The sequence below is a fragment of the Paraburkholderia phosphatilytica genome, from assembly GCF_003443895.1.
GTDB classification, from domain to species: Bacteria; Pseudomonadota; Gammaproteobacteria; order Burkholderiales; family Burkholderiaceae; genus Paraburkholderia; species Paraburkholderia phosphatilytica.
The window spans coordinates 165,184-187,295 of the sequence record NZ_QQOA01000010.1 but is presented as its reverse complement, the minus strand read 5'-3'; the positions used below and the strand labels follow the sequence as shown (position 1 = coordinate 187,295).

Here is a 22,112-nt window from a genome sequence, read left to right as displayed (position 1 = left end):
GCTCGCGCTACACGACACCTAACCCGCTCGCGCGCCTGACCTTCGCGTCGACCGCGAGCCGCAGCGTGTCGCTGCCGTCCATCACCGCGAGGCTGAGCCACTTCTTTGCGCGCGTGATGCCGGTGTAGACGAGTTCGCGCGTCATGACAGGGCTGAACGACTCGGGCAACACCAGCGCCGCGTGCACGAACTCCGACCCTTGTGACTTGTGCACGGTCAGCGCGAACACGGTTTCGACGGCCTGCAGACGGCTCGGCAGCACCCACTTCACGCCGCCCGATCCATCCGCCGCGGGAAAGGCCACACGCAATGCGCCACCCGGCAGCTCGAGCGCGATACCGATATCGCCGTTCATCAAGCCGAGTTCGTAGTCGTTGCGCGTAACGAGCACCGGACGTCCGGCGAACCACTCGCCGCGCGCATCGATCAGCTTTTCGTCCTGCAGCAGACGCGCGACGCGCCGGTTCAATCCTTCGACACCCCACGGTCCACGTCGCAACGCGCACAGCAACTGGAACGCGTCGTGTGCTTCGAGCACCGCGAGCGCCCACGCATCGACGTCGTCATCCAGCGGTCGCTGCGCATGCATCACGTCGAGATAGTGCCGATAGCCTTGACGTTCAGCACGGCCGTCGCCGTGTGAAGCACCGCCGTCGATCACCAGCGACCGGAACGCGGCGTCGTCTCCTGCTGGACATCGCACGAGCGCAAGGTCCGCGTGCGCGTCGGCCCAGATGCGATCGACCGCATCGGCATCGCCCGCATTGACGAACGACGCGAGCAGGCCGATGCCGCTATCCGACGCGAAGCGGTGACTGTGCCGCAGCATCGCAATCGCCTGATCGAGCGGCGTGCCGTCGGCATCGATCATCGCGGCATCGATGCGTTCGCCGGTCGCGGCTTCGAGCCACGCGGCGGTCTGCGACGTGTAGTGGCCGCCGGCAGCACGCGCGCACAATTCGCCGATCACCGCACCCGCTTCCACCGATGCGAGCTGATCCTTGTCGCCAAGCAGAATCAGTCGCGCCGACGGCGGCAATGCGGCCAGCACAGCGGCCATCATCTCGAGATCGACCATCGACGCCTCGTCGATCACCAGCACGTCGACGGGCAGCGGATTGCCCGCGTCGTGCCGGAAGCGCCGGGTGTCGGGCAGCGTCCCCAGCACACGATGCAGCGTCGTCACCACGTTCGGAATCGCGGCGCGCACGGCCTCGCCATCGGGCAACGCATCGACAGGCAGACGCGCCACCGCGCCCGCGATCGATTCGTTGAGCCGTGCCGCGGCCTTGCCGGTTGGCGCCGCGAGACGGATGCGCAACGGCCGCGCCGTGTTCATCGATGACGCATCCGACGAAATACGAGGCGCATGCAACGCGAGCGCCTGCAACAGCGCCAGCAGCTTCACGACGGTCGTCGTCTTGCCGGTGCCGGGTCCGCCCGTGACGATGCTGAAGCCGCTGCGAGCGGCGAGCGCACAGGCGAGCTTCTGCCAGTCGGTACGTGCACCGGTATTCGCTGCAGCCGGAAACAGCACGTCGAGCGCGCGACGCACCGCGTCCATCGGCAACGCGGACTGCAACTTCGTCGATGCCGCCAACCGTCGCTCGATGCCCGCGCGCACATCCTGCTCGTACTGCCAGTAGCGCCGCAGATAGAGCCGCGCATCGATCAGCACGAGCGGCGTGCTGCCCGCGCCGTCCGCCACGGTCGTTCGCTCATCCAGCGCCTGCAACCAATGATCGAGCGTGGTGCCCGCAAGCACTTCGGATGGCGTCGGCGGCAGCGCGCGCGGCTCTGCTGCATCGGGCCGCGCCCATGCATTCGGCTCCTCGGGCGGTAGCGACAGCACGAAGGTCGGGTCGTCGATGGTCGCCTGCAGATCGAGGCACACGTGTCCGCGTCCGAGCTGATGGCTCGCGAGCGCCGCCGCGAGCAGCAGCAACGGCGGCGCGTGCGGCACTTCGTTCGACAGGAATCGCGCGAAGCCCGCATCAAGCGAACGCAGCCAGCCGCGTTCGACCCATCGATCGAGCACGTCCAGCATGCGTGGTGCTGTATCAATCTGCACTGCGGTAACGGGTGTCGACACCGCAGTGGAAACGCCAGCAGCCTTCGCGCCCTCCTCGCTACGCGACGGTGCAGCCTCGCGAGCGGGATCAGCATCCGCTGCCGCAAATAGATCGCCCGTCAACCCGTCCGGTTTCTGTCGACGTCCGCTCATAGCGTTGCCCTTGCCGCATCGTCGTGCTGCGCGAACAGCAGGTCCAGTTCCTCGATCAGCTCGCGCGGCGGCCGCTCGATATGCAGACCCTGGCCAGGCGCGCGCCCGCCACGCAGGAACAGATACACCGCTCCGCCGACATGCGTGTCGTAATCGTAATCCGGCAGGCGCACTTTCAGCAGCCGATGCAGCGCGAACAGATACAGCACGTACTGAAGCTCATAACGTGAGTGGAGAATCTGGGCACGCATTTTCGCGGCCGTATAGGCAGCGTCATCGGGGCCCAGCCAGTTCGATTTATAGTCCGCGACGTAGTAGCGGCCCTCGTGCTCGAACACAAGGTCGATGAAACCCTTCAGCATGCCGTTCAACGTCGCGGGTTCGAGTGCGGGTCGTTCGGCACCGTCGAGCGTCATCGATGTCACCAGTTCGTCGATGCGTCGCGTATCCACCGTGTGCGCCGCGACCCAGAACTCCATTTCCGCCATATACGCATCGAGCTTCGCGAGCACGACCGGCTGCACCGCTTCGCCATCGACAGCGGGCAGACGCAGCGGCGTGCCGAGCAGCTGCAACAGCCACGCGGTGAGCGGCTCGATCCAGCGTGCCCAGCCGCGCAGATTGCAGCGCCGCGCGACCACGTCACGCAACGCGTCAGGCTGTTGCACGACCGTGGCGAAGCCTTCGGTTGCCGCCCATTCCATCAGTTCGTGCAGGAAGCTACCCGCATCCGCGCCACGAAAAAAGCCGTGCAGCGAGGCGTCGACATGCGTGGTCGCAATTGCTGGCGATGGAGGCACCGCGTCGTCGAACGCATCGATCAACGCGGCATCAAGCAGTTCGTGGAAGACGTCTTCGCTGCGCGTATCGCGCGCGGTCATTTCGCCGGTACGCACTACGCCCGTCCCGCTTGCGCCGTCGCTTGCACTTGCACTTGCACTTGCACTTGCACTTGCACTTGCATTCGCCGCACCGCCGATCACATCGTTCACCTTACGCAGGCTCGAATAGCTCGCGATCCACCACGGCTCGCGCGCATGGCGCGGCATCGTGCGCGCGGCGCCGCGCGCGACTTGCGGCCCGCGCATCTCGAACACCTCGCGCGTCGGCTCCGGTGCAGCTTCGACCACGATGTCGCTGCATGGGCCCTGCAATCGCGCGAGCAGCGCCGGCAGCGTACCGCCATCAATCGGCTGGCCGCCCGACAGCAGATACCCAAGCGCGCCGAGTTCGACGCTCTGGATCGGCGCGACGCCGATCCACGTCGCGTAACGCGCGCGCGTCAGCGCAACGTACAGCTTGCGCAGGTCTTCACCGAGCCGTTCGCGATCGGCTTGCGGCACCGCGCTTTCATCGCTCAGCGTGATATGCAGTTGCCCCGCCTTGTCGTGCCACTTGAGCGGCATGTCGCTCGCCTTCACCTCGCGGAACGCGCACGCGAACGGCAGAAACACCAGCGGATATTCGAGGCCTTTCGACTTGTGCACCGTCACCACCTGCACGAGCCCCGCATCGCTCTCCAGCCGCAGCTGCTGCGCGTCGCCGCCGGCGCCGCCATCGCGCACTTCTTCGTCGAGATAGCGCAGCAGCGCATGCTCGCCATCGAGCTGCGAGCTCGCCTGCTGCAGCAGTTCGGCAAGATGCAGCACGTTCGTCAACGTGCGCTCGCCGAGCGCGGCGGCGGCAGCCGCCTGGCCAAGCAACCGCTGCGGCACCTGAAAGTCGTTCAAGAGGCGCCGCAGCATCGGCAGTACGCCTTTCCTGCGCCACAGTTCGCGGTATCCGCGGAACTGCAGCACGCGCGCTTCCCATGCGAGCTCGTCTCGGTTGAGCGTGTCGAGCGCATTCCAGTCGAGCCCGAGGATACTGGTGGCGAGCGCGGTACGCACGAGCCGCCCGTCGTCCGGATCCGCGCATGCGGCAAGCCACTGACGCAGTTCGCTCGCCTCGCCGGTCTGGAACACCGAATCGCGATCGGACAGATAGACGCTACGCACATCGCGCTCCGCGAGCGCGGCGCGAATCGCATGCGCTTCGGTGCGGTTGTTGACGAGCACCGCCATATGTTTGGGTTCGAGCGGCTTTAGCCGTGATTCGCCATCCGCATCGTCTGCGCTTTCACCGCCGACGAAACCCGCGAGCCCACGCTGTCCGAGATCGAGCAGCCGCACCATCTCGCTCGCGCAGCTCGCGGCCATCGCGCGGAAATACGCATCCTTGCCGAGCGGCTTGCCGTCGTCGGGTTGCGGCAGCCACCATACATTCAGCGCAGGCAGATCGACACGATCCGCACGCAGCACATCGTCGCGGCCATTCGCGTCGGCGGGAATGAACGGCAACGGATTGCTCGCCGCTGCGTGATCGGCATCCGCATGTTCATCGCGGAACAGGAACGCACCCGCGCCCGCTTCACGCGTCTCGGCCGCTTCGAAGCAGCGGTTGACGGCGGCCACCATCTGCACCGTCGAGCGGAAGTTCTTCTTCAGCGTGAAGAGCCGCCCCGCGCACGCGCGGCGCGCTTCGAGATACGTGTAGATGTCGGCGCCGCGAAACGCGTAGATTGCCTGCTTCGGGTCGCCGATCAGGATGATCGCGGTGGCCGGATCGTTCTGCCCGATCCGGTACACCGCATCGAAAATGCGGTACTGCACCGGGTCCGTATCCTGGAACTCGTCGATCAGCGCAACCGGATACTGCGCGCGAATGACCTGCGCGAGACGCTCGCCGTTCGGACCTTCGAGCGCGGCGCGCAGACGCGTCAGCAGATCGTCGAAACCCATCTGTGAACGCCGGCCCTGCTCGATCTCGAAGCGCGCCGCGATCCATTTCGCCGCATGGCACAGGATGTCGTTGCGCGCGACGGGATACGCGGCCAGCTGTTCGCGCAGCGTCACCATCGCATCGAATGCCGCGTGCGACGGCGGATTGCCGTCGTTCCAGATCTCGGCGATACCGCGCGGCGTCAGACGCTCCCACACCGCGGCCTTGTCGTCGAACGCGGGGCGCAGCAGTTCGGGATTCGTCGCCCAGTCGCGCAGCTTGTTGAGCCACGTCTCGCAGTTCTTCGTGTTCAGCTTGACCGCGTTGAACAGCTTCTTCGCGCGCGCGGCGTCGAACAGCGCCTGTAGTTCGTCGCACCAGGCCGGCCAGTTCGCCTTCAGCGCGTCGAGGTGCGCGCGCTGCTTCTGTCGCGCGTCCTCCAGCGCTTCGGCCGGCGGCGGCGCATCGGGCAACAGGCTCGCATGCGCGAACAGACCGCGTATCGCGCCTTCCAGCGCGTCGGGCTGCGTGAACCATTGACGCACCTCGGCCGCCGAGCGCGCATCGAGCGGCGACATGAAGGTGCGCCAGTAGTCGCGCGCGACGTCCGCGCGCAGCTCGGTCTGATCGGTTTCGAGCGTCTGCGAAAACAGGCTGTCGCTATCGAACGCATGCTCGCTGAGCATCCGGTTGCACCAGCCGTGGATCGTCGAGACCGCGGCCTCGTCCATCCATTCCGCCGCGAGTTCGAGACGGCGCGCACAGCCTGCCCACTGATCGTGCGGATAGTCGGCGCGCAGTTCGTACAGCAGGTTCGCTTCCGGCTCGCTCGATTCGACTTCATCCGGGTCCGCATGGAAGTAGTCGGCGGCTTCGATCAGGCGCGCACGGATCCGGTCGCGCAGCTCTTTCGTCGCCGCATCGGTAAACGTGACGACGAGAATCTCGGGCGGCGTCAGCGCGCGCAGCGGCTCGGGTGCATCGTCGGCAATATCCACATCGGGACCCGCATCGACATGCCGATGGCCCAGCACGAGCCGCACGTACAGCATCGCGATCGTGAATGTCTTGCCGGTGCCGGCACTCGCTTCGATCAGGCTGCTGCCCGTCAGCGGAAAACGCAGCGGTTCGAGATTCTTCGGCGGCGGCACGGCAGATAAGGTCATGTCGTGAGTCATTCCGCGGCCCCCGCGCGCTTCGCATTGTCGTCAGCGCGACTGCGCGATTTCTCCGCAGGCATCGCGCGTTGCAGCGGCAACAGCAACGCGGCCGCCAGCGACGCGAACTCTCCGCCCACTCTCAGCGCTTCGAAATCCGGCCACGCGCGGCACAGATATGCGCTGGTGTCGCGCTCGCCGTCCGTATGCGAGGTGCCTTCGTACGCGACTCGCGCGGCGTTCCATGCATCGTCGGACGCTTCGATGTGCGCGATGTCGAACCCTGGAGGCAACTTGCGCAGCCAGGCGAACGCAGTCCGGACCGCGAGCGGCAGCGGCCTGCGCATCCCTTCGTCCCATGCGCGCAGCAGCGTGAGCAGATGCGCGCGTGCAACGTCCTCGGGCAGCGGCGCGAGTTCGACGTCGCCGACCTTGCTGACCGCGAGCGTCGTCGTCGGACCGACCGCGAGCTGCGCGGCGAGATGCGCGACCCAATACGCGATCACCCGTTCGCCGCGATATTTGCCGTCTTTCACGAGCGTGCCGGCGTCGAGCACGACGCGCGCGCGCGCGCCGTCCGGCCCTGCGCGCACGCCATCGATCCAGTCATCGATCGTCAATGTCCGCTCACCGACCGTGGCTTCGAGTCGCACTTCATACCGCTCGTCGAGCAGTGTCGGCCAGCGTTGCAGCGCAGTGCGATAGCGGTCGAACAGGCCCGGCATCGGCTCCATCAACTCTTCCGCGATCACCTCGCCGAAGCCGCCCGACGCGAGATCGCCGCTGCGATGCATCCGTTCGAGCCGAGCGCGCGCCGCCTGGTCGAGATCGTCGTGGCCTTGTTCGAGCGCGGTCATCTGCGCGCGGATCAGCTCGTTCTGCAGGCGCCATGCGTCGAGCGGTCCCACTTCGAACGGCTCGTGATCTTCCGCGGAAATATCATGCACATCGAAGCCGACGCGCAGCCGCTGGCGGAAGAACCCGCGTACGGGATCGCGCAGGAAATCCGCGAGCTCGCGCAGCGTCAGCGGTTCGTCGCGCTCCAGCGTGTCGAGCGGCGCGGTGTCTTGCGCGACGTCATCACCACGCGCCGTCGACGCTGCGCCAACCCACTCGGCGGCATACGTGAAGAGCGGCGAAGCATCAGTTCGCAGCGGAAAATATAGCGGACTGAACGGCTGCAAACGATGCTCGACTGTCAACGCATCGAGCAGCGCGTCGCGTTCGTGATCGTCCACGCCTTCCGCATCTTCGAGCCGCCAACCGTTCTTCAGATGATCGCGCAACTGCCCGACCAGCACCGACGGCGGCCGCGGCGTGTTGTCGTTGACGCTGCGCCCGATCCACGAAATATGCAAATGCTCGCGCGCCGACAGCAGCGCCTCGAGGAACAGATAGCGGTCGTCTTCGCGACGCGAGCGGTCGCCGGGCCGGTAATCCCGCCGCATCAGATCGAAGTCGACGGGCGTGCGGCTGCGCGGATAGTCGCCGTCGTTCATGCCGAGCAGACACACATAGCGGAACGGAATCGCGCGCATCGGCATCAGCGTCGCGAATGTCACCGCGCCCGCGAAGAAGCGCTGCGTGAGGCCGCCCGCTTCGAACTGCGACAGCCAGTAATCGGCGACGATCGACAGCGGCAATTCGCCCGTCAGCGCCGCGTCGTGACACGCGTCGCGCCAGGCTTCGAGTGCGGCGTCGAGGCGTTCGAGCGTGTACGCATCGTCGCTTGCGTCTGCGCCTTCGGCGGAAAAAAACGTGGCCTTCATCGTGCGTAGCCGTTCGCACCATGCATCGACGGTTGCGGGTTCGCGCAGCGTGCGCCAGGTCGTATCGAGCGCATCGATGAGCCGCAACAGCGGGCCCAGCAGTACCGCGTCGAGCCCGCCGATCTCCGCATACGGTTCGATGTCGTTCCACGCGCCCGAGCTGTCGCCCGTCGCGTAGCCGAGCAGCATGCGGCGCAGGCCGAACACCCAGCTGTTCGGCGCGGCATCGGTGTCTGCTGCAGGCAGCCCGAGATTCTCGCGATGCCGCGCATGCAGTCCCCAACGAATGTTCGCGCCGGCAATCCAGTTGCGCAGCGTCGACAGATCGTCTTCGGCGATATCGAAGCGTGCGCGCACCGCGGGCACTTCGAGCAGATCGAGCACGTCGCTGACGGCGAGGCGCGACTGCGGCAAGCCGAGCAGCGTTTCGAGCGCGCCGATCAGCGGATCGAAATCGCGCTGCCCGCGGTCGGCGACGCTGAACGGAATCGAGCGCGGATCGTCGTGATCGAAGAGACCAAACACGGCCTGAATATGCGGCGTATAGACCTCGATATCCGGCACCATCACGATAATGTCGCGCGGCCGCAGCGTCGGGTCCGCGGCGAATGCGGCGAGCAGCTGATCGTGCAGGATCTCCACTTCGCGCTGCGCGCTGTGCGCGACATGAAAACGGATCGACGTGTCGAACGACGGGTCCACGTCCGGCCACTGCTCCCGCGTTTCCGGCAGCGACCGCAGATCGCGGATGTCGTCCTGCAACTGCTGCAGCATCGTCGACGCATCGTCGGCTTCGAACAGGTCGATGCGCTGGCCGATGCCTGTGAAAAGCGGCGCGTAACGCGAGCGTTCTTCGTCGTTGTCGTACTCGTCGAGCAGGCTGATGAAGTCGCGCCCCTGCTTGCCCCACGCGGCGAGCAGCGGCTGCGCGTGAGCATGCATGGCGGCGTCGGTCATCACCGCGGGCACGCCGGCGCGGCGGTGTTGCCGCGAATGCCGCGCCTGCAGCAAGTCCTGATCGGCAACGATGTCGGCCCAGTAGTGCGCGCACGGGTTGTGCACGCACATCAGCACCTGGGCCCATTGCGACAGCGCGGCCAATACTTCGAGCGACTGGCGCGGCAGGCTCGAAATGCCGAACACGATCACGCGGCACGGCAAACCGGCGGGTCGCGGCGCGCCTTCCTTCCACTCAGACGCGCGCCGCATGAACGCGGCGTGCACGCCCGCACGTCCCGACGCGGACGCCGTGCTGTCGCCGCCCGTGACATCGTTCGATGCGGATGCTTCGACGTCGTCGCGCAGCGCACGCCATAGCGCCGCCTGCCAGCGGTGTTCGTCGGGCAGCGGCGTGCGACCGCCGCGCGCATCGATCAGCACGTCCTGCGAGGCTGCCCACGCGGCGAGCCAGTCGGCGCGATACACCTGGTACTGGTCGAACAGATCGGCAATACGCTGCGCGAGCTGAAAGCGCTTGCGCTGATCGGCATCGTGCGCCATGAAGCGTTTGAGCGGCGCATAGACCGGCTCGCCGAGCAGCTCGGGCAACAGCCGCGTGAGACGCCACACGAGCCGCGTCTTGTCGAATGGGGACATCGCGGGCACGGCATCGTGGCCCAGCACCGCGCGATAGACCTGCCACAGGAAACGCGACGGCAGCGACATCTCGATCGCGGCAGAAATGCCGCAGCCGCCGTCCTGAGGGTCCGCAGCGAACGCAAGCTTCAGCCATTGCGCGATGCCGTTGCTCTGCACGAGCACGACTTCCTTTTCGAGCGGCGCGAGCGGATGCTGCTGGATCCAGTGCACCATCAGGTCGCGCAACCGCTCCGGCCGGTTGCCGTGCACGAGCATCAAGCCTGGCGGCAACGCACGAGCCGTCACGCAGCGCTCCCATGCAGGCGATGCGGGAATGCGGGCGGGTTCGGGCGGATCGGGCGAATCTTGTTTAAGCGGCGCGGCGGCAAGATCGAGTCCTCGTATCGTCTGATGGTGCACATCGTGTGCGACGAGTGTTGCGAAGGTCAAGCGCATTACGCGCGCGGATCCAGCATCAAGCGCGCGGGTTCCACATCAAGCGAGCGGATTTAGCACTAAGCGCGCGGGCCCAGCGCCTCGTCGAGCTGAACGAGCACATCGGTTGCGCGTTGCGCGAAGCCGATACCGATCGATGCCGGTATCTGCGGCTCACGCAGATTGATGCGGATCACGCGCGGGCCGAAGCGTTCACTGAAGCGCCGCACGGTCGGCACCGCGCGCCCCGCGCCGAGTTCGACCACCACCAATCGGCTAACGCCCTGCAGCCAGCGCGCGAGCCGCGTTTCCTGCTCGTCGGTGCGGGCGGGGAGCCACTCCCCGTCGCCGAACATCAGCACGTTGGGTCGCGCGATCTCGCCGCAATTCGGGCAGCGCGGCAATGCGTTGACGAGGCGGCACGCCTTCGCATCCACCTGCGGCTCGAACGCGGCGGCCGGCCAGATGTCGCGCGAGCACGGCCGCGTACACTGCATATGATGGATCGAGCCGTGGCACTCGGCGACGCGTTCATCCGCGAAACCCGCGCGCTGGAACTGGCCGTCGACATTGCTCGTGAACACGAACGCGCCTTGCGGCATCCGTTCGGCCCAGCGGGCGAGCACCGCGAAGCCCGCATGCGGGATGGTCTCGCGATACAGCTGCAGACGATGCCCGTAGAAGCCCCACGCGAGTTCGGGATCGCACGAGAACGCGACCGGGTTCGCGATCGCCGTGAAATCGAGACGCGCGTGGGCGAGCGCCGGATAGTGATGCCACAGGCCTTCGGTGCCGCGAAAATCCGGCAAGCCTGAATCCACGCCCATGCCGGCGCCCGCCGTGACGAGCATGCCGTCCGCGTCGCGCAGCCAGGCCGCCGCCCGTTCCAGGTGATCTGTCGAATCCATGTCCGTATTCATTGCGCCGTCCCCGCCGACGAGATTGCGCATCATCGTACCGCCGAATGTACCGTTGTTCCGCGAACCGGGCATCGTGCGATGCAACGTCCGAATCGCCTGCTTTCCCGCTGCTGCACTGCATTGCGCAGCGTACCGGCATGCCCCGCCGATACACTTCGAAACAACCTGCCCGAACCGTCGCGCGCTTCGCGTGTCGCAAAGTAATAAGCACGGCGCGAATGCGTGCGCGGCGTTGGCGCCGCCCGCGCGTTGGCGTCGTTCCGTTTCAACGACTCGAGGACTGAACGCCATGAAAAAACTCATTCCCGCGCTGCTCGGCCTCGCCGTGACCTGTACCGCGCACGCCGAACCGGACACGCAATGGAAGCCCGCCACCACCACTTTCGCGACGCTCGTGCAGAGCGGCTATCACGTGATCGCGGTGACGGACCATACCTACTATCTGCAGCGCGACACCAACGTGATGTCATGCCCCGAACCGCGCAACGCGCGCGGCACGGACTCGTCAGGCAGCGCCAATCCGTTCAGTTGTCGCGAACTCGTCGAGCCCTACGATTCGACGGCGCCGCAAAATGCGCCCGCGCCGCAGACGCAAAAATAGCGCGTGAGCGGCGCACTCAAAAAACTTTTTTGATCGATTGCCCGGCCATTTTGGCGGCAGTACTTTGAAATCGCTCCATGAGAGTGACCAAGCGAGTTGGACGCCCCGTGCCGTATCGATCACTCCCGGCCGGGGCGTATTTTTGTGCGCGTCTTTAAGCGCGTTCAGGCTGCGGCCGGTCGTCCCTCGCGTTCAGGTCTCGATGCGCCTGCGCGTCACGCCAAGCAGCACTTCCATTGCCTCGCGCGCGGCCTGCGCATTGCGCAGGCGGATCGCGTCGTACACCGCCGTATGTTCGGCGAGCGACGCGTTGAAGACGTCCGCGCGCCGCGCATTCAACCGCAACTGCGCTTCCAGCGTCCGTTCGATCAACGTGCCGAGCGGAATCAGCAACTCGTTGCTGCACGCAGCCAGCACGCTCAGATGAAAGCGCAGATCCGCGCGCACCCATTCATCGACGTGACGCGCGGCCACCATCTCCGCATGCGCGGCACCGATCTTCGCGAGCGCATCATCGTCGTGCGACTGCGCGGCGAGTGCGGCGGCATACGGCTCGATCATCTCGCGCATTTCCTGCAGCTTCAGCGCGAACGCGACCGGCGGCGCGACACGCGCGTACCAGTCGAGCACGTCGACGTCGAGCAGATTCCACGCATGCCGCGGCCGCACCCGCGTGCCGACGCGCGGCCGCGATTCGATCAGCCCCTTCGACGTCAGCGTGCGCAGCGCCTCGCGCAACACCGTGCGGCTCACGCCGAACGCGTCCATCAATTCCGCTTCGCGCGGCAAGATCGCGTCGGGCGCGTAGTCGCCGCGCAGGATCGCCGTGCCCAGTTCGTACGCGACGCGTCCGTGCAGATCGTGCTGAATGGCCGTTCTCCCGAGGTGACGAAGGCGTTGGTCGCAGCCGTCATGTTGCGGATTACCCAGTATCCAGGAATCTCACGCGAATAATACTATTAATACTACTTTCCAGGTCGAATTGCGATAGGATAGGCCGGTTCGCTATGCGATTCACCGGAGATTCCCGCATGAAGATCACGAAGCTCGAAACCTTTATCGTCCCGCCGCGCTGGTGCTTTCTGAAGATCACCACCGACGAGGGCATCGTCGGCTGGGGCGAGCCGGTCGTCGAAGGGCGCGCGCATACGGTCGCTGCCGCCGTCGACGAACTCGCCGACTACCTGATCGGCAAGGACCCGCTGCTGATCGAAGACCACTGGCAGGTGATGTACCGCGCGGGCTTCTACCGCGGCGGCCCGATCTCGATGAGCGCGATCGCCGGCGTCGACCAGGCGCTGTGGGACATCAAGGGCAAGCATCACGGCGTGCCGGTGCATGCGCTGCTGGGCGGCCAGGTGCGCGACCGCATCAAGGTGTATTCGTGGATCGGCGGCGACCGTCCGAGCGATGTCGCGAACAACGCGCGCGCGGTGGTCGACCGCGGCTTCAAGGCGGTGAAGATGAACGGCTCGGAAGAGCTGCAGATCATCGACACGTTCGACAAGGTGCAGGGCGTGATCAACAACGTCGCGGCGGTGCGCGAAGCGGTGGGCCCGAACGTCGGCATCGGCGTGGACTTCCATGGCCGCGTGCACAAGCCGATGGCGAAGGTGCTCGCGAAAGAGCTCGACCCGTACAAGCTGATGTTCATCGAAGAGCCGGTACTGTCGGAGAACGTCGAGGCGCTGCGCGACATCGTGAACCAGACGAGCACGCCGATCGCACTCGGCGAGCGGCTCTACTCGCGCTGGGACTTCAAGCACATTCTCGCGAACGGCTTCGTCGACATCCTGCAGCCGGACGCATCGCACGCGGGCGGTATTACCGAGTGCCGCAAGATCGCTTCGATGGCCGAAGCATATGACGTGGCCATCGCGCTGCACTGCCCGCTCGGACCGATCGCCCTCGCCACCTGTCTGCAGATCGACGCGGTCAGTTACAACGCGTTCATCCAGGAGCAGAGCCTCGGCATCCACTACAACCAGGGCAACGACCTGCTCGACTACATCAAGAACCCGGAAGTCTTCAAGTACGAAGACGGCATGGTGACGATTCCGCAGGGCCCGGGCCTCGGAATCGAGGTGAACGAAGAAAAGGTCCGCGAGATGGCGAAGACCGGCCATCGCTGGCGCAACCCGGTGTGGCGTCACGCGGATGGCAGCGTCGCCGAGTGGTGAGATAGCGCTGTTCTGCGATTCGCGCGCGTCACGTGCGTTACGTGACGCGCGCGAATCGCCCCTTGAGCGGTTACGTTACGCCGGGCTGCAAAGCGGGCCTCAATAGCGCTCGTTGAATCACGCGTGCACGCGCGCCATTCGCCTCAACGCATTGCCCGATAAGGCTTCGACCCTCGGGCAACCTCAACGCCCGTTCGACTGGCCCACTCCTTGCTGTTTTCGTTGCGCCAACACCAACGAAAAAAGCGAGAGGGCCATGGGCGGATTTCTTCCCGACTATCTGATCCGCGAGCAGGCCGCCGTCGGCGCGCTGGTCGCATTCGGCGTGCTCCGCGTGATCGCCGCGGGCGTCGCATGCGGCCGGCAGTGGCGCATCGAAGCCGTGGGCCGCTGGTTTCTGTTCGCGGCGTTCCTGTACTGCGTGCCGCAACTCGTCGATCTGCTGACCCAGCTCTATGTTTCGCGCACGGCGCTCGCCGAGCTCGAAGGCAAGGTCACCGGCTGCGCGATCGCGCTCTTCTGCGCGCCGATCGTCGGTCACAAGCTCGGCTACGAATGAGGCGCTTCGATCGGCATCGACGCAGCCGCAACGCGCAGTGAGGCAGGCAGTAACGGACAGCTCCGCTCCCGCGAGCGGCGTGCCGTGTGTGTTCGCGCCGCACAGTCATGCTGTGCGGCGCATTTTTACGCGGGCGATCGTCGTGCGCGCTGGCGTCTCGCCCACGCGCATTGATATCGCTACGCGCCGATCGCCGCCGATGCCGGCACGCTGTGCGAGAGCGCGGCGGCCGCGACGAACACGCCGATCATCACGAGCGCTTCGAGATAGAGCAGGTTCGTGAACGTGTGCGCATCGACGGTCGATGCGGTGCGGCGCAGACGCGGCAGCGCCGACAGCCGGTTCATCCCACCGAGCACCACGGCCAGCGCGACGAGCGTCGCCTTCAGCATCAGCACATGCCCCCAGTTGCTGACCGCGATCGCGTCGAGCGAGCCGCCCGAGCCGCGCCATGCGTTGAACACGCCGGTCGCGATCACGAGCAGGAACGCGACCAGCGACGTGCTCGAGATCTGGCCCGCGACGCGGATCAGCACGCCGCGCGCCACCGAAGCACCGAGCGCCGACAGCACCGACAAGCCCGACGCGAGCACGAGCCCGGCCCACACGGCGGTGGTCAGGATGTGCAGCGTCTGCATGCCGAGCGCGGGTGACACGAAACCCGCATCCGCCGCATGACCCAGCGACGCCTTGCCCGCGGCGATCACGAGCACCGCGAGCCACAGCACGCCATGGCGCAGCGCGCTCGCGCCATGCGACAGCGACACGAGCAGCAGTACGAGCGCGCCGCCGAACGCGACGCACCAGCCGAACCCGATATGCGTCTGCGTCAGCACGGTTGGCAGCTCAGCAAATGCGCCCGACAGCGGCACGCCGGCCATCGAGGCCGTTTCGTACAGCAGCCATGCGAGATCGGTCAGCACGAGCACCAGCGCGGCAATGCTGGTCGAACGTTGTGCCCGCAGCCACGCGGGCCGTGCCGGCGCGACCGCAACCTGCGCATCGCGCGCGAGCCAGGCGCCGAGCAGCGCGGAGCCGACCGCGAACGCGAACGCGACATCCATCAGCGCGGCCATTGCGACCTGCCCGATCCACAAGCCGTCCGCCCTCATCGGATCGTGAAGGCGCAATGGCCTTGCGTAGACGGAACGAGGTTTGCGGCAACGCAGAAAGTCGCGCGGTTCGGCGACGGATGGATGAAGCCAGGTCGATTCATGAGACGTTGGGTCGTGATGGGCAGACTGAAAAATACTGAGTGACAGGCGGCGCGGTCGACGCGCCACCGCGAGTGTACTTCGAAGGGCGCGATGCGCATCGGTTCACGCTCGCCGCATAAAAAAATCGGCTGTCTCCGAATCTTGAGACAGCCGTTCGCCGCCCGGCGCCGCCACATGTGCGGCAAGTTGTCGCATCGGCGCTTCAGTGCGGAACCACGTCGCATGGGGCAAATAGTCACCATCACCCATCGATGATAGAATGCTGCGTCGCCGCAGCGCCGGCCGCGTTCGCGCCCAGGTCGGCTGCCTTCACACCGAGCCGCTCGAAGTTCGGTCAGGTCCCCGATATTGATGGAGTTACGCGTGTCTTCAAGACGCATTTTCCGCCCATTGCTCGCCGTTCTGCTGATTGGCGCCGCGGGCGTCTACAGCGCTGCGCAAGCGCAGACCCAGCCCAAAGCCCCCGACACGATGGAAGCACGTGTGCAAGGCTGTACGGCATGTCACGGCTCGCATGGGCAAGGCACCGACAACGACTATTTCCCGCGTCTCGCCGGCAAACCGGCGGACTATCTGTACAACCAGCTGGAAAATTTCCGCGCGGGTCGTCGCAAGTATCCGCCGATGAACTACCTCGTCACGTATCTCTCTGACGACTATCTGCATCAGATCGCGACGTACTTCTCGCAGCAGCGTCCGCCGTATCCGACGCCGGCGGCGCCCACCGTGTCGAACAGCACGCTGGAACGCGGCCGCAATATCGTCCTGAACGGCGATCCGTCGAAGAACGTGCCGGCCTGCGCGGCCTGTCACGGCAAGGCGCTGACCGGCATGGAGCCGGCCATTCCGGGTCTGGTCGGCCTGCACGCCGACTACATCAGCGCGCAGCTCGGCGCCTGGCGCTCGGGCTCGCGTCACGCCATCGCGCCGGACTGCATGCACGAGATCGCCACCCGCCTGACCGATGACGACGTGAACGCCGTCGCGGCCTGGCTGGCGCAGCAGCGCGCGCCGCAGAACCCCGTGCCGGCTCCGGCAAAATCGTTGAAGACTCCGCTTGCCTGCGGCAGCGAACCGCAATAAGGCACCGGGAGAGATCACCAAATGAAACGCAAGTCCCTCTTCGCCCTGTCGGCTGTGGTCGTGGTTGCAGCCGCAGCGCTCGTTCCGGTGCTGTGGTCCGGCGGCGACAACCTGCATAACGGCGCCGCGATGGCCGCCACGCCGGCCGAGCAGACCGAACTCATCAAGAAGGGCGAGTACCTCGCCCGCGCCGGCGACTGTATCGCGTGCCACACGGTGCGCGGCGGCAAGGAATTCGCGGGCGGCCTGCCGATGGCTACGCCGTTCGGCACGATGTACACCCCGAACATCACGCCTGACGATCAATACGGTATCGGCAAGTGGACCTCGGACGACTTCTACCGCGCGATGCACACGGGCCGCTCGAAGGACGGCAGCCTGCTGTATCCGGGCTTCCCGTTCACGAGCTACACGAAGGTGTCGCGCGCGGATTCCGACGCGATCTACGCGTTCCTGCGTTCGGTGCCGCCGGTGAACGTGCCGAGCCGTCCGCACGAACTCAAGTTCCCGTTCAACAACCGCAACCTGCTGATCGGCTGGCGCACGCTGTTCTTCCGTGAAGGCGAGTACAAGCCGGATCCGACCAAGTCGGTGGAATGGAACCGCGGCGCGTATCTGATCGAAGGCCTCGGCCACTGCGGCATGTGCCACACGTCGATCAACGCGATGGGCGGCCCGGTGAACTCGGCAGCCTTCGCGGGCGGTCTGATCCCGCTGCAGAACTGGTATGCGCCGTCGCTGACGTCGAACAAGGAAGCCGGCCTCGGCGACTGGGACATCAAGGATATTTCATCGCTGCTGAAGAACGGCGTGTCGGAGCGCGGCGCGGTGTTCGGCCCGATGGCGGAAGTGGTGCACAACAGCCTGCAGTATCTGTCGGACGACGACATTCACGCGATGGCGACGTACCTGAAGACGATCCCGCAGAAGAAGGAAGCACCGGAACAGCTGCAGCTGGAAACGTCGACCGCGTTCGGAAGCGAACTGAAGCAGCAAGGCGCGAAGATCTACGCTGATCATTGTGCGAAGTGCCACCAGGACAACGGTCTCGGCATGCCGCCGAACTATCCGCCGCTCGCGAACAACCAGTCCATTCAGATGCCGTCGGCAGTCAACCCGATCCGCATGGTGCTGAATGGCGGTTACCCGCCGAGCACGGACGGCAACCCGCATCCGTACGGCATGCCGCCGTTCGCGCAGGCGCTGTCGAACCAGGAAGTGGCCGCGGTCGTGACGTACGTGCGTCAGTCGTGGGGCAACAACGGTGCGGCCGTGTCGCCACAGCAGGTCAGCGATCTGCGCTCGGCGCCGCTCGACTAAGCGAACACGAAAGCCTCAGGGGCGCGGCCGGCGGAAGCTCGCAAGGCCGCGCCCTTTGTTTTTGTGTGTCGCGCGGTTGCGTAGACAACTCAACTGAGCAACGCAACCGGCAGGATCGAGGAACGTATCGTGCAGATCGGTGAGCGGTTGAACAGCGTGACCCATCTCGTCGGCGCCGTGCTGTCGGTGGCCGGGCTGGCGGTGCTCGTCACGATGGCCGCCGTCGAGCGCGATCCGTACAAGGTGGTGAGCTTCAGCATCTATGGTGCGATGCTGCTGTTGCTCTACACGGTGTCCACGCTGTATCACAGCACGCATCGCCCGCGACTCAAGGCGGTGCTGCGCAAATGCGACTACGCGGCGATCTACCTGCTGATCGCCGGCAGCTATACGCCGTTCACGCTCGTCACGTTGCGTGGACCGTGGGGCTGGTCGCTGTTCGGCGTGAGCTGGGGGCTCGCGCTGTTCGGTATCGTGCAGGAACTGACGCTCGGGCGCCGCACCCGCAGCGTATCGATGGTGCTGTATGTCCTGATGGGATGGCTCGCGCTCGTAGCCGTCCACCCGCTCATCGGCGCGTTGCCGGCGGCGGGCACCGCGTGGCTGCTGGCCGGCGGGCTGATCTACACAGGCGGCATCTGGTTTTTCATCAACGACGAGCGCATCCGCCACGGACACGGCATCTGGCATCTGTTCGTACTGGCGGGGAGTTTGTGTCAATTCGTCAGCGTCGCGCGGTATGTCGCGTGACCGCTTCGGCGGCGAATGGAACTTGATGCCGGCCGGCGTGTCTTGAATGCGCGCCGTTGCGCGCATGTCTCGCGGGTGCGTGATACGCGCGCGCTGTTGCCAGAACTCTTGTTGCGCCACCTGCGCAACGCCGTTTTCCCAGCGACCGGTCAAGGCTTTCGCCTTGCGCCGTGCACTGCGCCTTGATGGCCGCGTGCACCTGCCGGCCGCCCACACTGGATAGCAACTGCTTTATGTCTTTCGAATCTCTCGGCTTGTCCGAACCGCTGGTCCGCGCAGTCAATGAACTTGGCTACACCTCTCCCACCCCGATCCAGCTGCAGGCCATTCCGGCTGTCCTGAACGGCGGCGACCTGCTCGCCGGCGCGCAGACCGGCACCGGCAAAACGGCCGGCTTCACGCTGCCGATCCTGCAACGCCTGCTGTCGATGCCGCCCGCCGCGGGCGGCAAGCGCGTCGTGCGCGCGCTGATCCTCACGCCGACGCGCGAACTCGCCGCGCAGGTCGAGGAAAGCGTGCGCGCGTACGGCAAGCACGTGAAGCTGAAGTCCACCGTGATGTTCGGCGGCGTCGGCATCAATCCGCAGATCGACGCGTTGAAACGCGGCGTCGACATCGTCGTCGCGACGCCGGGCCGTCTGCTCGACCACATGCAGCAGAAGACCATCGATTTGTCGCAGCTCGAGATCCTCGTGCTCGACGAAGCCGACCGCATGCTCGACATGGGCTTCATCCACGACATCAAGCGCGTGCTCGCGAAGCTGCCGCCGAAGCGCCAGAACCTGCTGTTCTCGGCCACCTTCTCCGACGAGATCAAGACGCTCGCCGACAGCCTGCTCGATTCGCCCGCGCTGATCGAAGTCGCGCGCCGCAACACGACGGCCGAAACGGTCGCGCAGAAGATCCATCCCGTCGACCGCGATCGCAAGCGTGAGTTGCTCACGCATCTGATCAAGCGCCACAACTGGTTTCAGGTGCTGGTGTTCACGCGCACGAAGCACGGCGCGAACCGCCTCGCCGAACAGCTGACGAAGGACGGCATCAGCGCGCTCGCGATCCACGGCAACAAGAGCCAGTCGGCGCGTACGCGCGCGCTGTCCGAGTTCAAGGACGCCACGCTGCAGGTGCTGGTCGCAACCGATATCGCGGCACGCGGCATCGATATCGACCAGCTGCCGCACGTCGTCAACTACGACCTGCCGAACGTGCCGGAAGACTACGTGCACCGGATCGGCCGCACGGGCCGCGCGGGTGCGACGGGCGAAGCGGTGTCGCTCGTCTGCGTCGACGAACTGCAGCTGCTGAAGGACATCGAGCGGCTGATCAAGCGCGCGGTGCCCCAGGAAGTGATCGCGGGCTTCGAGCCCGATCCGAACGCGAAGCCGGAGCCGATCCAGCGGCGCAGCCAGGGTGGCGGCGGCCGTGAGCCGCGCCAGGGACAAGCGCGCGCGAAGCCGGCGCAGAGCCGCGATGGCGAAGGCCGTGCGCCGCAGGGTTCGGGCCGTCAGTCGGCTGGCACGTCGCGGGCGGGGGCTCAGTCGAAGAGCGAACCGCGTGGCGGCGCTCAACCGCGCAATCGCGCGCAGGCCGATGGGCAGCCGCGCTCGAACGGCAATCCGGCGCAGAAGTCGCATGCCGGCAAGCCGGGCGGCGCGAAGGCGGCGTCGCAAGGCGGCCAGCACGCGTCCGCGCGCAAGGACGCGCCGCGTCAGTCGCAGGACAAGCCGCGTGCGGCCGGGCAAACGCATGACAACGCGTCGTCTTACGCATCGCGCCGTCCGGCGGCGAACCCTGGCGCGCTGCTCGGCGGCAAGCCGCGCAACGACGCGCCGAAGTCGCCCAAGCGGCCGGCGCGCGATAGCGAGCGCGGCTGATCTGCATAGCGATCAGGGCGGGAGAGACTCGTTGCGACGCGTGTCTCCGCATCGAACGGCCAGCCCGCCGCTCGCGCATTCGGCCCGCTCATTCAGCCTGTTTACTCCGCCCCCTCCGCACGCGGCAACGCCGCGGCGGCCTGCTTCAAGCCCGCGATCTGCGCCTGCCAGCGCTCGAGCGTCGCGTGCTTCTCCTCTGCTTCGAGTTCGAACGAGATGCCGTGCGTGAGGCGTGCATAGCGCACCCGCTGCATCTCGCCGATCTCGATCGTGCCGGCGAAGCGCGCAAGCGCAGTTTCCCCATCTTCACCATCGAGTTCCGGTAGCGGCTCGACCTTCAGCTGGATCTGATAGAACGCCTCGCCTTCGACGAAGGTCAACCCGGCACGACCGCCTTGCATCAATGCGCGCGCGGCGCGCGAGTGCGACCAGAGCGCGAAGCACACCGTAAGCGGATCGGGCGCGAACAGTTCGCCGATGCCGAGCAGCGTGGTACGCAACTGCCCCTTCGCGTCGACGACGAGCAGCGATGCGGTGAAGCCCTCCTTCGACGCGAGCGACGCACCGTCGAGCAGAGTCTGGATCTGCGGCGGCCAGGTGTCGAAGGCTTCCTGTTCGAGCGCACCGGAACGGCTGGCGGACTGGTTCATCGATACTCTCCCGATCCGGTTGGCGAAACGAAATAGACATGGCCCACCGGGCGACGCGCGCTCCGGCAGGCCATTTCATCGTAGTGCATGTGCAGCGATCCGAAGGCCGGATTGCCGCGCTCGCATTCGCGCGGCGTCGCTCAGCGGAAAAACACGTGCTGCGTGATCTTCGCGAGCGGATAGTGAATGCCCGGCTGGATGCGCGCGGGCAGATCGAGCGGCTTCAGCAGCATCTTCACGCACAGGTCCGCGGACAGATTGCGCCGCACGAGCGAATTCACACGCGCGGACAGGTTGCGGTTGTACGCGAAGTCGTCCTTGCGCTCCGGATAGCGGATCGCGAACACATGACGCAGCGCGATCTCCGAGTCTTCGTTCTTGATCTCCATCACACGGCGCATCAGCGCGCCGAGCACGGCAAGCCGGCCGTTGCCTTCGATCTTGTTGTACTTCTTGAAATACTTGAAAAAGTGCTTGTAGTGGCGGACTTCGTCGGTGCGGATGTTGTCGGTGATCTCCTTCAGCACCGGCTCGTCCGAGCACTCGTTGATCGCGCGGTAGAGCGTGGCGGTGCCCGTCTCGACCACGCAGCGCGCCACCATCTCGAGCGCGCGGGTCTTCTCGAAGCCTTCGACATCGCAGGTCTTCGAATACTCGTCGAAGAAGTTCGCGAACGCGGTATCCCAGTCGAACTCGGGCCACACGTAGTTGATGTAGGTCTTCAACGCGCGGCCATGCTGCATTTCCTCGGGTTCCCATTCATGGTTAAGCCACGAAGAGACCTCGGGGTCGTCGTTGAAGAACTTGCTGAGGTTGCTGGTGTAGAGATCGGTACCGCTTTCGATGAACGATGCCGCGCACAGCAGCAGCAGCAGGTCTTCGTTGGTCGCGGCGCGCTGACGCTCGACCCGCGTCAGGTCGATGTCTTCGATACGCCAGGGCATCACATGGGTTGACTCGTCTTTCATTGCGTCGTGCTCCCAATGCTGCATCGTGACGTTGGCGCTACGAACGCGGCGCGTGTATCGCGCTTGC

General features: G+C 65.9%; 15 protein-coding genes. 7 read left to right on the top strand and 8 right to left on the bottom strand.

Annotated elements, in window-relative coordinates:
- Positions 1–7: 7 nt before the first annotated feature.
- The 4 genes from recD to DVS29_RS13460 form a co-directional block, all read right to left on the bottom strand.
- Positions 8–2,047 carry an exodeoxyribonuclease V subunit alpha gene (recD, locus tag DVS29_RS13475; protein WP_205962448.1) on the bottom strand — a complete coding sequence of 680 codons (2,040 nt, stop codon included), beginning with the start codon at positions 2,045–2,047 and terminating at the stop codon, positions 8–10.
- A gap of 173 nt (positions 2,048–2,220) precedes the next feature.
- Positions 2,221–6,150 carry an exodeoxyribonuclease V subunit beta gene (recB, locus tag DVS29_RS13470; RefSeq protein WP_118180956.1) on the bottom strand — a complete coding sequence of 1,310 codons (3,930 nt, stop codon included), beginning with the start codon at positions 6,148–6,150 and terminating at the stop codon, positions 2,221–2,223.
- Positions 6,151–6,158: 8 nt separating this feature from the next.
- Entirely contained in the window at positions 6,159–9,938 is a 3,780-nt protein-coding gene (recC, locus tag DVS29_RS13465; protein ID WP_240655577.1) for an exodeoxyribonuclease V subunit gamma, read from the bottom strand.
- A 65-nt stretch (positions 9,939–10,003) separates the two neighbouring features.
- Positions 10,004–10,831, bottom strand: coding sequence for an SIR2 family NAD-dependent protein deacylase (locus tag DVS29_RS13460; protein WP_118181014.1), 828 nt, complete (start codon positions 10,829–10,831; stop codon positions 10,004–10,006).
- A 301-nt stretch (positions 10,832–11,132) separates the two neighbouring features.
- Here DVS29_RS13460 and DVS29_RS13455 point away from each other — a divergent pair, with 301 nt between their 5' ends.
- Entirely contained in the window at positions 11,133–11,444 is a 312-nt protein-coding gene (locus DVS29_RS13455; protein ID WP_118180954.1) for a hypothetical protein, read from the top strand.
- A 192-nt stretch (positions 11,445–11,636) separates the two neighbouring features.
- Here the strand turns inward: DVS29_RS13455 and DVS29_RS13450 are convergent, their stop codons facing one another.
- Positions 11,637–12,374 (bottom strand): FadR/GntR family transcriptional regulator, encoded by a 738-nt coding sequence (locus DVS29_RS13450; protein WP_420816106.1) that lies wholly within the window; start codon positions 12,372–12,374, stop codon positions 11,637–11,639.
- Between the two features lie 101 nt (positions 12,375–12,475).
- Here DVS29_RS13450 and dgoD point away from each other — a divergent pair, with 101 nt between their 5' ends.
- Together dgoD and DVS29_RS13440 are read left to right on the top strand one after the other, a co-directional pair.
- Positions 12,476–13,624, top strand: coding sequence for a galactonate dehydratase (gene dgoD / locus DVS29_RS13445; RefSeq protein ID WP_118180952.1), 1,149 nt, complete (start codon positions 12,476–12,478; stop codon positions 13,622–13,624).
- A gap of 256 nt (positions 13,625–13,880) precedes the next feature.
- The gene (locus DVS29_RS13440) at positions 13,881–14,183 is read left to right on the top strand and encodes a hypothetical protein (RefSeq protein WP_118180951.1); all 303 of its coding nucleotides are present in this window, start codon (positions 13,881–13,883) and stop codon (positions 14,181–14,183) included.
- 179 nt (positions 14,184–14,362) lie between these two features.
- Here DVS29_RS13440 and DVS29_RS13435 read toward each other — a convergent pair whose 3' ends face one another.
- Positions 14,363–15,295: a copper resistance D family protein gene (locus DVS29_RS13435; protein ID WP_118180950.1), complete on the bottom strand. Its 933-nt coding sequence runs from the start codon at positions 15,293–15,295 to the stop codon at positions 14,363–14,365.
- A gap of 456 nt (positions 15,296–15,751) precedes the next feature.
- On the opposite strand from DVS29_RS13435, the gene DVS29_RS13430 reads away from it, so the two are divergent.
- The 4 genes from DVS29_RS13430 to DVS29_RS13415 all read left to right on the top strand — a co-directional run bounded on the left by DVS29_RS13430 (position 15,752) and on the right by DVS29_RS13415 (position 20,427).
- Complete coding sequence (locus DVS29_RS13430; RefSeq protein WP_118180949.1) at positions 15,752–16,483, top strand: c-type cytochrome; 732 nt, start codon at positions 15,752–15,754, stop codon at positions 16,481–16,483.
- 21 nt (positions 16,484–16,504) lie between these two features.
- Positions 16,505–17,803, top strand: coding sequence for a c-type cytochrome (locus DVS29_RS13425; protein ID WP_118180948.1), 1,299 nt, complete (start codon positions 16,505–16,507; stop codon positions 17,801–17,803).
- A gap of 129 nt (positions 17,804–17,932) precedes the next feature.
- On the top strand, positions 17,933–18,553 hold the full coding sequence (gene trhA, locus DVS29_RS13420) for a PAQR family membrane homeostasis protein TrhA (RefSeq protein ID WP_118180947.1): 621 nt from the start codon (positions 17,933–17,935) through the stop codon (positions 18,551–18,553).
- Positions 18,554–18,786: 233 nt separating this feature from the next.
- Complete coding sequence (locus tag DVS29_RS13415; protein WP_118180946.1) at positions 18,787–20,427, top strand: DEAD/DEAH box helicase; 1,641 nt, start codon at positions 18,787–18,789, stop codon at positions 20,425–20,427.
- Between the two features lie 101 nt (positions 20,428–20,528).
- On the opposite strand, the gene DVS29_RS13410 is transcribed toward DVS29_RS13415, so the two are convergent.
- Both DVS29_RS13410 and DVS29_RS13405 read right to left on the bottom strand, forming a co-directional pair.
- On the bottom strand, positions 20,529–21,077 hold the full coding sequence (locus DVS29_RS13410; protein WP_118180945.1) for a hypothetical protein: 549 nt from the start codon (positions 21,075–21,077) through the stop codon (positions 20,529–20,531).
- A gap of 140 nt (positions 21,078–21,217) precedes the next feature.
- Complete coding sequence (locus tag DVS29_RS13405; RefSeq protein WP_118180944.1) at positions 21,218–22,045, bottom strand: ferritin-like domain-containing protein; 828 nt, start codon at positions 22,043–22,045, stop codon at positions 21,218–21,220.
- Positions 22,046–22,112: the final 67 nt, after the last annotated feature.

Coding starts and splice junctions, on each gene's coding strand:
- DVS29_RS13460 (WP_118181014.1), bottom strand. CDS start 10,831: ATGGATTCGACAGATCACCTGGAACGGGCGGCGGCCTGGCTGCGCGAC.
- DVS29_RS13435 (WP_118180950.1), bottom strand. CDS start 15,295: ATGAGGGCGGACGGCTTGTGGATCGGGCAGGTCGCAATGGCCGCGCTG.
- recB (WP_118180956.1), bottom strand. CDS start 6,150: ATGACCTTATCTGCCGTGCCGCCGCCGAAGAATCTCGAACCGCTGCGT.
- dgoD (WP_118180952.1), top strand. CDS start 12,476: ATGAAGATCACGAAGCTCGAAACCTTTATCGTCCCGCCGCGCTGGTGC.
- DVS29_RS13405 (WP_118180944.1), bottom strand. CDS start 22,045: ATGAAAGACGAGTCAACCCATGTGATGCCCTGGCGTATCGAAGACATC.
- DVS29_RS13415 (WP_118180946.1), top strand. CDS start 18,787: ATGTCTTTCGAATCTCTCGGCTTGTCCGAACCGCTGGTCCGCGCAGTC.
- DVS29_RS13410 (WP_118180945.1), bottom strand. CDS start 21,077: ATGAACCAGTCCGCCAGCCGTTCCGGTGCGCTCGAACAGGAAGCCTTC.
- DVS29_RS13440 (WP_118180951.1), top strand. CDS start 13,881: ATGGGCGGATTTCTTCCCGACTATCTGATCCGCGAGCAGGCCGCCGTC.
- DVS29_RS13425 (WP_118180948.1), top strand. CDS start 16,505: ATGAAACGCAAGTCCCTCTTCGCCCTGTCGGCTGTGGTCGTGGTTGCA.
- DVS29_RS13430 (WP_118180949.1), top strand. CDS start 15,752: ATGGAGTTACGCGTGTCTTCAAGACGCATTTTCCGCCCATTGCTCGCC.
- recD (WP_205962448.1), bottom strand. CDS start 2,047: ATGCTGGACGTGCTCGATCGATGGGTCGAACGCGGCTGGCTGCGTTCG.
- DVS29_RS13455 (WP_118180954.1), top strand. CDS start 11,133: ATGAAAAAACTCATTCCCGCGCTGCTCGGCCTCGCCGTGACCTGTACC.